The 12,321-nt window shown below is 43.2% G+C and carries 15 protein-coding genes and 1 pseudogene; 8 read left to right on the top strand and 8 right to left on the bottom strand.

From position 1 onward, the window contains the following. Nucleotides 1–207: hypothetical protein (locus tag Q0502_RS13640; protein ID WP_298651677.1), on the bottom strand; the 207-nt coding region annotated here is incomplete at its 3' end. Here Q0502_RS13640 and Q0502_RS13635 point away from each other — a divergent pair. The 4 genes from Q0502_RS13635 (at nt 208) to Q0502_RS13620 (ending at nt 4,954) form a co-directional block, all read left to right on the top strand. After that, nucleotides 208–1,845 (top strand): C69 family dipeptidase, encoded by a 1,638-nt coding sequence (locus Q0502_RS13635; RefSeq protein WP_298651674.1) that lies wholly within the window; start codon nt 208–210, stop codon nt 1,843–1,845. It abuts the gene before it with no gap. Nucleotides 1,846–1,868: 23 nt separating this feature from the next. Continuing rightward, complete coding sequence (locus Q0502_RS13630; protein WP_298651671.1) at nt 1,869–3,617, top strand: phospho-sugar mutase; 1,749 nt, start codon at nt 1,869–1,871, stop codon at nt 3,615–3,617. A 173-nt stretch (nt 3,618–3,790) separates the two neighbouring features. Continuing rightward, a complete protein-coding gene (locus Q0502_RS13625; protein ID WP_298651668.1) occupies nt 3,791–4,249 on the top strand; it encodes a methylglyoxal synthase in 459 nt (152 codons plus the stop codon). A 21-nt stretch (nt 4,250–4,270) separates the two neighbouring features. Further along, nucleotides 4,271–4,954 carry a hypothetical protein gene (locus Q0502_RS13620; protein WP_298651665.1) on the top strand — a complete coding sequence of 228 codons (684 nt, stop codon included), beginning with the start codon at nt 4,271–4,273 and terminating at the stop codon, nt 4,952–4,954. A 66-nt stretch (nt 4,955–5,020) separates the two neighbouring features. Here the strand turns inward: Q0502_RS13620 and dinD are convergent, their stop codons facing one another. The 5 genes and pseudogenes from dinD to Q0502_RS13600 form a co-directional block, all read right to left on the bottom strand. Then, nucleotides 5,021–5,848, bottom strand: coding sequence for a DNA damage-inducible protein D (gene dinD / locus Q0502_RS13615; RefSeq protein ID WP_298651663.1), 828 nt, complete (start codon nt 5,846–5,848; stop codon nt 5,021–5,023). 130 nt (nt 5,849–5,978) lie between these two features. Next, nucleotides 5,979–6,089 (bottom strand): annotated as a pseudogene (locus tag Q0502_RS19065) (S46 family peptidase); the annotation flags it as partial. Then, nucleotides 6,068–6,442, bottom strand: a complete 375-nt coding sequence (locus Q0502_RS13610; protein WP_298651660.1) for a Plug domain-containing protein — start codon at nt 6,440–6,442, stop codon at nt 6,068–6,070. The pseudogene Q0502_RS19065 and the gene Q0502_RS13610, both read right to left, overlap by 22 nt. Then, complete coding sequence (locus Q0502_RS13605) at nt 6,436–6,591, bottom strand: hypothetical protein (RefSeq protein ID WP_298651658.1); 156 nt, start codon at nt 6,589–6,591, stop codon at nt 6,436–6,438. Before Q0502_RS13605 ends, Q0502_RS13610 begins: the two co-directional genes overlap by 7 nt. Before the next feature lie 117 nt (nt 6,592–6,708). After that, nucleotides 6,709–7,341: an HmuY family protein gene (locus Q0502_RS13600; RefSeq protein ID WP_298651655.1), complete on the bottom strand. Its 633-nt coding sequence runs from the start codon at nt 7,339–7,341 to the stop codon at nt 6,709–6,711. 188 nt (nt 7,342–7,529) lie between these two features. Here Q0502_RS13600 and Q0502_RS13595 point away from each other — a divergent pair, with 188 nt between their 5' ends. The 4 genes from Q0502_RS13595 (at nt 7,530) to Q0502_RS13580 (ending at nt 10,837) form a co-directional block, all read left to right on the top strand. Further along, complete coding sequence (locus Q0502_RS13595) at nt 7,530–8,168, top strand: ATP-binding cassette domain-containing protein (RefSeq protein WP_298651652.1); 639 nt, start codon at nt 7,530–7,532, stop codon at nt 8,166–8,168. A 63-nt stretch (nt 8,169–8,231) separates the two neighbouring features. Beyond that, entirely contained in the window at nt 8,232–9,581 is a 1,350-nt protein-coding gene (locus Q0502_RS13590) for an FtsX-like permease family protein (protein WP_298651649.1), read from the top strand. Then, complete coding sequence (locus tag Q0502_RS13585) at nt 9,578–10,036, top strand: hypothetical protein (protein WP_298651647.1); 459 nt, start codon at nt 9,578–9,580, stop codon at nt 10,034–10,036. The genes Q0502_RS13590 and Q0502_RS13585 overlap by 4 nt, the downstream gene beginning before the upstream one ends. 21 nt (nt 10,037–10,057) lie before the next feature. After that, on the top strand, nt 10,058–10,837 hold the full coding sequence (locus tag Q0502_RS13580) for a ZIP family metal transporter (protein WP_298651644.1): 780 nt from the start codon (nt 10,058–10,060) through the stop codon (nt 10,835–10,837). 71 nt (nt 10,838–10,908) lie between these two features. Here the strand turns inward: Q0502_RS13580 and Q0502_RS13575 are convergent, their stop codons facing one another. Both Q0502_RS13575 and Q0502_RS13570 read right to left on the bottom strand, forming a co-directional pair. Beyond that, nucleotides 10,909–12,027, bottom strand: coding sequence for a radical SAM protein (locus tag Q0502_RS13575; RefSeq protein ID WP_298651641.1), 1,119 nt, complete (start codon nt 12,025–12,027; stop codon nt 10,909–10,911). A gap of 2 nt (nt 12,028–12,029) precedes the next feature. Then, on the bottom strand, nt 12,030–12,321 hold a 292-nt coding region (locus Q0502_RS13570), incomplete at its 5' end, for a hypothetical protein (protein ID WP_298651638.1).

The following is a 12,321-nucleotide window of genomic DNA, read 5'->3' as shown; positions in this document are numbered from 1 at the left end:
TATATTCATTTTATCAGCCTTGCACGGTTTTTTAGGTAGCACAAAAATAACTTTTTTTTCCCAATTGTGCGAACCATTGCAGGGAAATAAATGCAAAATATCCATTCCAGTCTTTGGGAAGATTAAACAAAATAAAGTATCTTTACGCTCAAGTTGAGAAACGGGGGTGTGGATTCCGTCTTTACTCTTTGTTCTAAAAATTATCATATGAAAAAAGTTATTGCCGCAATTGCGTTGTTGTTCGTAACCTCTGTATCTTTTCCCTGTACAAACTTGCTGGTCGGAAAGAAAGCCTCCACTGACGGATCTACACTGATCTCGTACGCTGCCGACTCCTACGGACTGTATGGAGAACTGTACCATTGGCCCGCCAGGCAATATGATCCGGGTGAGATACTCAGGGTCTATGAGTGGGATACGGGAAAATACCTGGGCGAAATACCCCAGGCATTACAGACCTACAATGTGATCGGCAACATGAACGAACACCAGTTGGCCATTGGCGAAACCACTTTCGGCGGGCGAAGCGAACTGTCGGATTCTACAGGTATCATGGATTACGGAAGCCTTATTTATATTACGCTGCAACGCGCCAAAAACGCCCGCGAAGCCATTCATATAATGACCGGCCTGGTAAAGGAGCATGGCTATTACAGTTCGGGGGAATCGTTCTCCATCGCCGATCCCGAGGAGGTATGGGTCATGGAGATGATCGGCAAAGGACCGGGTAATAAAGGAGCTGTCTGGGTAGCCGTGCGCATTCCCGACGATTGTGTATCCGCGCATGCCAACCAGGCACGCATCCAGCAATTCCCGCTGGACGACCCTGAAAATTGTATCTACTCGCCCGATGTGATCTCATTCGCCCGTAAAAAAGGATATTTCAACGGCGACGATGCCGATTTCAGTTTTGCCCAGGCGTATGCTCCGCTCGATTTCGGAGCGCTCCGTTATTGTGAAGCACGCGTATGGTCGTTTTTCAACAAGGTGAATAAGGATATGGCTGGATATGTAACCTATGCACAGGGAAAAACCACTGATCCCATGCCGCTTTACATCAAACCCGACAGGAAACTGAGTGCACAGGATATTCAGCAGATGATGCGCGATCACTATGAAGGGACCGAACTCGATTGGCGCTTCGATGTGGGCGCTGGCCCTTTCAATTCACCCTACCGCTGGAGTCCGCTCTCCTTCGAGGTAGACTCTGTTGAATATTGCAACGAGCGTCCCATCGCCACCCAGCAGACAGCCTTCTCTTTCGTAGCGCAGATGCGCTCCGGGTTACCCAACGAAATAGGCGGCATCTTCTGGTTCGGCATCGACGATGCAGCGCAAACGGTGTACTATCCGTTCTACTGCGGCCACACCGAAACGCCTTACGAAATGACCAGAGGCAACGGTGACCTGTTGAATTTCTCATGGACTTCCGCTTTCTGGATCCATAACTGGGTCTCCAATATGGTCTATACCCGTTATAGCGATATGAGTGCGGATATGAAAAAGGTGCAGGCGAAACTCGAAGATCAGTTTAAAGCGTCTCAGTCCGGAGTGGAACGGGAAGCTGCCGGACTATATGAACAATCCCCTTCCCAAGCCGTCCTCTACCTCACACAATATACCAATAACCTGGTAAAGGAAGGGGTGGCGGAATGGAAAAAACTGGGTGAATACCTTATGGTAAAATATGTCGACGGTGTGATCAAAACAGAGGAAAACGGACAATTCAAACGCAACCCCCACGGGTTACCGGCCTCTCCGCTACGACCAGGATATTCCAACGAATATTACAGAAAAATAGTAGACCAGACAGGCGAAAAATACAAAGTACACTCTATTGAATAAACAATAAATAAGACTGTTTTAACATGGAAGAAGAAACATTATTAGCCCAGGTCACCGACAAAGCGATGTCCTGGATTAACGGCAACTACGATACCGAAACCAAAGAAGAGGTACAGCGGATGCTCGATAGTGGCGACAAGACAAAACTGATCGATGCATTCTACAAAGATCTTGAATTCGGCACAGGCGGCCTGCGCGGTATCATGGGGGCCGGCAGCAACCGCATGAATATCTATACGGTGGGTGCAGCCACACAAGGACTTTCGAACTACCTCCAGAAAGAGTTTGCCGACCAGGGTGAGATCAAAGTAGTGATAGGACACGACTGCCGCAACAACAGCCGCAAATTTGCAGAGATTTCAGCCGATATTTTTAGCGCCAACGGGATCAAAGTATTTCTTTTCGAAAGCTTGCGACCTACTCCCGAAGTATCTTACGCTATCAGAAAACTGGGATGCCAGAGCGGGATCATGATCACCGCTTCACATAATCCCAAAGAGTACAACGGCTATAAAGCCTATTGGAACGACGGCGCCCAGGTGCTTGCCCCTCACGACAAGAATATAATCGCGGAGATCAATCGCATTAAGTCGGTAGACGATATCCGTTTCGAGGGAAACAAGAACCTGATCGAGATCATCGGAAAAGATATGGACAAAGCATTTATCGAAGAGGTAAAAAAACTGGTACTCTCCCCTGAAGCCATTCAACACCATAACGACCTGAAAATTGTCTATACGCCGATCCATGGCGCCGGAAGCACGCTGGTTCCCGATGCCTTGAGAGCGGTAGGTTTCACCAATATCATCCACGTACCTGAACAGGATGTCATGAGCGGCGATTTCCCGACAGTGATCTCTCCCAACCCGGAAGAGCCGGCAGCGCTTGACCTGGCCATCAAAAAGGCCCTAGAGACCGGGGCCGACCTGGTAATGGCAACCGACCCCGATGCAGACCGTATCGGTACGGCTATCCGCGACAAGGAGGGGAATTTCATTCTGGTGAATGGTAACCAGACCATGCTTCTCTGCCTTTATTACCTGATGACCCGCCGGGACGAACTGCAATTACTTACCGGTAAGGAGTATGTGGTAAAGACCATCGTCACCACCGAACTGGTCAAAGACATCGCCGTGAAAAAAGGGATCGAGATCTTCGACTGCTACACCGGTTTTAAATGGATCGCAGAGATCATCCGCATAAATGAAGGAATAAAAAAATATATCGGAGGAGGGGAAGAGAGCTACGGCTTTTTGGCCGGTGCCTTCGTACGCGACAAAGACTCCGTATCGGCTTGCACCCTGTTCGCAGAGATAGCGGCATGGGCCCGCGACAACGGGAAGACCATGTATGAGTTGCTGCAGGATATCTATCTGGAATACGGATATTCCAAAGAGGTGGGCATCTCCCTCGTACGCAAAGGCAAGGAGGGCGCCGATGAGATAGAGGCGATGATGAAGAATTTCCGGACAAACCCCATGACATCGCTGGCCGGATCCCCCGTGACCCTCGTGAAAGATTTCGCCAAACTGGAAGCGGTGGATTATATTCACGGCGAACATATTGCCCTTGAGATGCCAACTACTTCCAATGTGTTGCAATATTTCACGGAAGAGGGCACAAAACTCTCGATCCGTCCTTCGGGAACAGAGCCCAAGATCAAATTCTATATCGAAGTTAAGGGATCGGCAAAAACGAGGGAAGCGTTGGAAGAAGCGGAAGAGGCAGCTAACAGAAAAATTAACGCTATTCGCGAAGAATTAGGAATTTAATGTGCCAATGAGTCAATGAGCCAATGTGAATAATGTGATTAAGAAGATGGATGGGTTGATTTGATAATTTAATGATGTGATGATTAGTGATTCAATTAGCACATTGGCACATCAACAAATTAGTACATTCGTTTAGTCTTGGTTCTTGATTCTAAAATATCTACTTTAAAGTTATGAGACGAAAACTGACAATAGCGCTGGTGGCACATGACCACCGCAAAGCCGATATGGTGGAATGGGTAATCTTTAATGCCGACTTTCTGTCACGGCACCACCTCGTTTGCACCGGTACCACAGGAACGCTGGTACGTGAAGCGTTGCACGAAAAAGGAGTGTTTCCCGAATTCACCATGATGAACTCCGGGCCTATGGGCGGCGATGCCGAGATTGCGGCCATGGTGGTACGCAAGGAGATAGAACTGGCTGTTTTTCTGATAGACGACCTCAATCCGCAACCCCACGAAGCGGATATCATGATGTTGCTCCGCCAGTGCCGGGTGCATAACATTCCCATTGCCTGCAACCGGTACAGCGCCGACCTGATGATCACCAGCAATCTATGGGATGATGATGACTATAATCCGTCACCCCCGCGGTATGTAAAATTCGACAGGGAAGAATTCGACCTGTAAGACAAAAAACCTATCCGCCTCATGGAACTTGTATCATTTTCATTAGGCTTGGGGTTGGTAGGCTTTGATATTTTCGGAGTCTTGATTATTCTTACAGCTCTTGGCTCTAAGGCGACAAAGCGCGAAATAATGATATTTTCGCTCATAACCTTATTAGGAACTGTTGTTCTTGGCACCGTCGCTACTTTGCTTTTAGGAGAAGGAGTTCATATTATCACAGATTTTTTCGATGATCTGCCTGATGCACTATGGGTAGTGTTAGATTTTTTAGTGGTAGCCTTATTATTTGCATGGGCGGGTAAACGAATTGTACGGACAATCAAGAAAGAAAACATAACAAAGGGACCAAACTCCGCTTTTTCTAAACATGGTTCGGTGGCTGTAGGCGCATTATATGCGATAAGCGCATTTACCGATCCGTCTTTTTTGACACTCATAGCGTTATCAAGTCGAGAAGATAGCCTTATCGTAATAGTCTTGACACAATTTATTTGGATTCTCGTAAGTCAAAGCTCCCTTTTTGCATTAGCAATTGCCGTAACACTCGGCGTACACGAGCGGTTTGTTAACTGGTTCAACAGGGTAAGGGAAAAATATAGCCACATCATAGCAACTATCATAACAGTACTGATCTTGTTGCTCGGTACTTTAATTACGGCGGATTTGGTTGTTTTCCTTGCAACAGGGAGATGGTTACTTGGTTAACCCTATATCCTTTCTATGATTGCACTTAACGTAATCCTTTCTTATCACGAGTTTTGCTCATGCCTTTTACTTTGTATTTTTCAACGCCTTCTTTTCCTCATTTTTCAATTTACGTTCCACCTTCTTGATATCTTCAGCAGACGGTAAGTCTTCGGGAACAATACCTCGTTCTATAAGCATTTTTCTTACGGCTGCATTGTTATCGACATGCTCCGTTTCGATAGGATGGATTCCTTTTAAATCCTTCGTTTGTACATTAACTGAAGTCATTTCAGCAGCCAAATCTTTGGCCTTTATACTGATAGTCGGCAAAAAATCAGCCACGGGACGGTTGGCGGGAACACCCAATTTCCGTTTCAACATGCCAGTGTTTAATCGAAATAAAGCTTGGTCGCCTTTAGAGCGAATAATGGCGAAATCTTTATCATTCACTCCCCGTTCATACAAAACACCGGACAATATTTTCTCCGTTTCCGCTAATTTTACACGGGCTTGTACCCGCTCATAATCTAACATTCGCTGTTCAACGATTTCCGCACGGCGCGTTTGTACGGCAAAATAGTTTTGTGCGAAAGCGATTTGCTCTTTCCGACTATCACCGTTTTGTGCAACCAGGTAACAGGCATAACGGGTAAGAAGCATATCATCTATTTCTTTTTCAGCACCGGAACCTATTTGAACCATCTTGCTGACGTCAGCAAAATGGTAAGAGATATTTTCTCCTGCATTTCTACATGCCTCTTTCGCTTTCTCAATCGTATTTTCAAAGTTCCGCCACTGCGAATAGCCCAATAGTTTCTGAAGCTCCCTTGCACTCCAGCATTCCACTCCTTCTACTTCCGCCGTCGCTTGTTCAAACCGAACAAATAATGCTTTTATTTCTTCCGATTTCATACGATTAAACCTTTTATTTTCAAAGGTTATCATTCAAAATAATACAGCAAATCTACATAATTTTCTTTTGAAAACTACGCACAAACGGATAAAAATATCCTTTTCATTGACAGAAGATAAAAAAGGGAGTTTATTTTACGGACTTCAGGTCTTTAATAATATGCGGCGTACCCATTACCTTATCGATCATATACAATACGTAACAAATATTCACACTGATCACACGTTGCATTTCAGGTTCAGGGAATCGTTGAATCTCTGAAACCGCGGTCGGTCAAGAATTGGGCCCCTCACCGGCAGATTATTGCCAATGAGGGACCCTTTCACGATTTCTATCCGTTCTACATTATTGAGATTGATCCGGTTATAATCCAGGTTATTGAATGTTTTCCCCGACATGCGTTCACCGTCAATTAAAAAAAGGATGTATTTGGCATCAAATCCCAGCATGTTGGTATTATCATAACCGCCATTATTTTGAAAATGAATGCTTGGGAACTCATAAGTCAACAAGTCTTTCAGATTACCGGCCTGGGATTGTTCTATTGCCCGTGAAGGAATTACAATGGTTGTTACCGGTACATTTTTCAGCAACCGTTCCGACCGGGTCCGGTAACCACTACCTCTTCCAGCAAATAATCATCCAGTATCGTACTGTCGCCCTGTTGTATATTTTGCCCCATAAGGCAGGTAGGGAATAAAACAAGAAAAAGACCTGCGATTATTTTTATAAATAGCTGCACTGTGTCTATTGATATTGTGTACTTTTTTGCACTGTCTGTATCTTTATCCGGAGATTGATTACTAAACTTTCGCAAGTAATACAATTACCGCTAAATACGGAAAAATTGAATTGATCATTATTCGGCAATTTTTTTTCCTCCGTCTTTATTGTACTGATACTTGAAACTTACGTACCCACCTTCATTCCTCTCATTGTAACGGTCATACACCTGTATTTTGGCATAATTCCCATTGGCCGACCTGACAATAAAAATGTTCATTGTGATATCATAGGTAGGAGGATTCATCGGAGGAATAACGTTTACCCACTTGAAAACAGTGCTGTAGGATTGTAGTGTTTTTTCCTGCATCGTCGGGTAACCGGTCAGTTCCACTTCTTCGTCCAAAGAAAAGGTAACATTCTCCGGCACTTCTGTAACAGCATTCCAATCCGTCGTCTCCATTTTTATGACCCCGCCTTCTCCTCTTCCCGATTTCCCGCCGTTTGTCCTTATTTCCGACCGGTGGAACCCCAGATCCCAAGACAGGTTCGTCTCATGATTTTCTACCTCAACAATGTCTCCTTTTTCAAAAGAAAAATAGACCCACTTATCTAAATCGTTGACAACCAGATACTTAAAACCTTTTACCTCCCCGATCAAGGCAGGAGAATCCTCTTCTTTATCGCATGAAAGAACCACTGACGATAAAAAAGCAATAACGACTAATTCCTTCTTATTTCTTATTTGAATTGGGAACTGACCATTCACACACAAAAAACGATACAAATATAAAAAAATATTTAAACGCAACAATGTTGCAATTAATATATTTGTGCGTTTACAAAATATTTTTCTACTTTTGTGCTGAGAATGTTATTTTGATTACATTCGCTTAACGAAGAAGCTACTACGTGAGAACAATTCTCATACCCGTTTCAGAAATACTTTGTATAAAAATGAATAATAAAGCACTAATAACAAGGAATTTGATTTTCTCCTATACCAGGTCGGTCACATTCGGCTTTCCCGATATCGATTGCGAGCCGGGGAATCACTGCATCATCACGGGGCCGTCAGGCTGTGGAAAAACGACCTTTCTGCATCTTATTGCCGGATTGTTAAAGCCTGATTCGGGAGAAGTGATTGTCCAAGGGACCGATACCGTCCGATTATATAGCAGTGAAGCCGATCGATTCAGGGGAAAAAATATCGGGATCATCTACCAAAAACCGCATTTTATACAATGGTTGACGGCTTTTGAAAATTTACAGATAGCACGGTATCTCAATAATCTGGCAACAGAAAATGAAGACATAAACCACCTGCTTCGTTCTTTAAATCTGCAGGGCAAAGCAAAGAGCAAGCCTTCACAAATGAGTCAGGGAGAATTACAACGCTTGTCGATTGCACGGGCAGTGATCAATAAGCCCGCCCTTATCCTGGCCGATGAACCGACATCAAGCCTCGACGATAAAAATTGTGAGGAAGCGTTGAATCTACTCAAACGGCAAGCAGAGGAACTGCAGGCAAGCCTTGTGATCGCTACCCACGATAAACGATTGCTGGACCATTTTTCAAACAGGATCTTTTTGTAAAACTCTTCAGGAACTACTCTTCTATGCAGGAATAGTCTCATTTTAATTTATGAACATTACATCATGAATATATTTTCACTGAACAGGAAACAAATCAAAGCGAAGCCTTTATCTTCCCTATTGAATATTTTTTTATTTGCCACCGGTGTTGCGATTATCTCCTTCCTGTTTCTGACAACGGAGAAAATAGAAAGCCAGTTGAGCAGTAATGTAGCCGGTATTGATCTGGTGGTAGGTGCGAAAGGAAGTCCCCTGCAACTTATTTTAGCCGGGATTTACCATATCGACCATCCTACCGGAAATATACAGTACAAGGAAGCCCTGGAACTAACAAAGAATCCCCTGATCAAGCAGGCGGTTCCTTTAGCACTGGGTGATAGTTACCGCGGATTCCGTATAATCGGCACAGACCAGACATACCCGGACCTTTATCATGGGCAGTTGAAGGAGGGAATGTTGTGGAAAACCGATTTTGAAACAAATATAGGGTTTAAAGTCGCGGAGAAGACAGGATTAAAAATTAGTGACAGCTTTACGGGTGTGCACGGTTTTATCGAAGATGCAGGACATGCACACGATGAGCACGAATATATTGTAACAGGTATCTTCGAAGAAACGGGGACGGTGCTGGATCAGTTGATCCTGACAAATATCGCGAGTGTGTGGAAAATCCATGAACACCATCATGAGCACCACGATGAGAAACACATGGAGTCAGAAGGCGCACATGTTACGGAAGCGGAAGAAACCCACGATCATGAACATGAACATACGGATAAGAGTGGGCATGTGCATACGGATGGACATGAACATGAACACGGATATGACCACGGGCACAATGCCGGAGAAGAGCACGGCCATACACAGGAAAACGATGAAGAGATAACTATGCTGTTAGTGAAATATACCAATCCGATGGGAGCGATTACCCTACCGCGACTGGTCAACTCTTCCACTAACATGCAGGCTGCCTCGCCGGCCCTGGAAATAAACCGGTTGTATTCATTGATGGGAGTTGGTATACGAACCATACGCCTTATCGCAGGTTTTATTATGGCCATATCTGCTTTCAGTATTTTCATTTCACTGCTCAATTCATTAAAAGAGCGCAAGTATGAACTTGCCCTGATCCGTTCGATGGGCGGCAGCCGCAGCAAAGTATTCTCGCTTGTCATTCTGGAAGGGATCAGCATTGCATTTATAGGTTATTTGGTTGGATTAGCGCTGAGCCGGTTGGGCATGTTGCTGGTTTCTTATTATACAGAAAACAACTATCATTATAATTTGCAACAATGGTTCAATATAAACGACGGTTATTTTTTATTTGTTTCACTGGTAATCGGATTGCTATCGGCACTGATTCCTGCCATCAAAGCAATGCATACGGATATCTCCAAAACTCTTAGCGAATGAAGACAAAAACGACTTTTCTGGTTTTTCTCCTGTCAGTAATCTATTTCCCGGTAAGTGCACAGCAGACCGTTTCATGGGATAGGTTGAAAGATGTAACGTGGTCGCAGAAATATGTGGCCTCCCTTTCCGGATATTATCAGATGCCCGATTTCGGGAAACAGATAGAATTACTCGACAATAAGCCTGTTATCATACAGGGATTTTATGTTCCGGTGGATGTGGATGGCACCATTTTCGCTCTCTCCGAAACACCCTCCTACATGTGTTTCTTTTGCGGTGTGGGGGGAATTGAATCAGTAATGGAGATTTTTGTAAAAGAGGGGCATCGCGACTTAAAACGTGTCCGCACCGACCGGTATATACAAGTCAAAGGAATATTCAGTATCAACAGGGATGATCCGGAACACCTTATGTATCTGCTGAAAGATGCGGAGTTGGTAAAAGTCATAAGATAATAACACCGTATAAAACTGAAAATGATGGATCACATCGGATTATATGCTTTATTAAGCACGCTCGTCGTAAGTCTGCTTTCCTTTGTCGGAGCGTTCCTTTTTTTCATTAAAACCAAAACATTACAGCTGATACTGCTGTTACTGATCTGCTTTTCCATAGGAGCTTTACTGGGGAATGCCTTTTTTCATCTTATCCCCGAATCTTATTTTCACCTCCCGTCAGCCCATCTCGCCTCGTGGCTTATTTTAGCGGGATTTTTACTCTTCTTCATCATCGATCAGGTCTTGCGTGTGCATACCAACACCGAGCCCCATACGCATACCGACAGCCATGCATCGGGAATAAAACCCTATGGATATCTGAGTCTCTACGCTGATGGGATTCACAATTTCACTGATGGTATTCTGATCGGTGCGGCATGGATGGTGATGCCGGAATTGGGGCTGGCAACAACGTTAGCCATTATTATGCACGAGATCCCTCAGGAAGTGAGTGATATCGGAATTTTGATCCGTGCAGGATTTTCCAAAAGAAAAGCGTTATTGTTTAATTTTGTAATAGCCTGTGCAGCCATTCTGGGGACTGCTCTCACACTATGGCTGGGACATCACGTAGGACATTTATCCACTTACATATTACCGGTTGCAGCCGGAGGATTTATTTATCTTGCCGCGGGCAGTCTGTTACCGGAAATCCTGAAAGAAACTGCGAAACGGAATTTATTGCTACATCTGGTTGTGATCCTGTCGGGGTTGGGGTTAATGTATTATCTCAGCCTGCACAGCGGACATCACCATTGAATATTTTTAAAAGAGCACCCTCGGTACTTTTTGGAAGGAAGAAACCATACCATTATCAGCACATTTTGTTGTCATTTCATATCTTCAATCATTGATAAAATCGGATATACTGCGTTGTAATGTTTCTGTATGAACATTGGCGATGCTTTTTTAAATAACTTCTCGCCTAATTTATCTACTATCGGTATCAAAATTCTCTCCGTCTCACAAACCACAGGCGAAACTTGATTAATTTTTCCTGTTAGTTGCCAACTTAAACAACTGCATTTATTGTTGCAGCGTGGGTTATAATCGCATTTCAAACAATTCTCCATTTGAGTTTTCGATTCTTGATACAGTTGATCTTGTATTGTGCGGTCAATTCCTTTCGTAACCGAGCCAATCGCATATTCTCGATTTGAAACACCATCTTTTACAAATTGCACACAAGGATAAATCTGTCCGTCAAAAGCAACAGAAATTTGCTTTTGTGCCAAATGGCATTGATAACATTCAAAATTATTTTTGCGAATATGACTTGCTAATTTCATTTCAAAAGGCGAAAAATAAAACTTTTCCTCGTTCAAAATATGCGTTTCATAAATTTTGGAAATGTGCTCGTATTGTCGTTTTAACTCTTTGATTGATAATTTATTCCAATTTTTTGAAGAAAAATCAAGCGAAACAATAATATATTTGAAGCCTTTTTTCAGCAGAAATTCAACAGAATTTGCATAATGTATAAGTGTTCCGGGCGAAACTGTCATTAAAACTTTGGCGTAGGGTTGATAATGCAAAAGCAAATCTATTTTCTCGTTCAAAATTCCGAATGTTGCGCTACCGTCAGGGAATTTTCGGAATGTATTATGTGCCTGCTCGTTACCATCAACGCTCATAGAAACTTGCAAATTCGCTTTATTTGCGTATTCCAAGAAATCGCTGTCGAGCAAAATACCATTTGTGGTTACTTTGTAATGAAAATAACCTGATTTTGTACGACTATACGCAATAGTTTCACAAATTAAATCCTTTTTTAAAAGTGGCTCGCCCCCGAAAAATATAATTCCTGTATTGATAGGATAATTTTCTGAAATAAAATCAATACTTTGAAAAGCCGTTTGTTGCGACATATCATTTCGACTTGTCGGTGGCGAATAGCAATATTGGCAACTTAAATTGCAACCTGTTGTTATATGCAGGGTAACGTGCATTATTATTCTATTGTTATGTTATTTGTTCTGAGCCATTTAATAAAATCATTTACTTGTGCTAACAATAAATCTTTTGCCGCTACCTTTGCTTCTTTTCCAGATTTTCTCCAATCCTCATTTTTTCCAAAATCAATCCGTACAATTGGGTCATAGAAAACCACTGCATTCGTTTTTTTCTGTTTTTTCAACTCTTGATTGATAATTTCAGCGGCTTGTTTGAGGTCATAGCCTGAAACAGACGACCAACATTCATCATTTTTAAATTTATCGTGGGCATCGGTTGAAATAAATTGG

The sequence above is a fragment of the uncultured Proteiniphilum sp. genome (genome assembly GCF_937873925.1).
Classification (GTDB): Bacteria; Bacteroidota; Bacteroidia; order Bacteroidales; family Dysgonomonadaceae; genus Proteiniphilum.
The sequence above is the reverse complement of the archived record's forward strand: the minus strand, read 5'-3'. Positions and strand labels throughout refer to the sequence as shown.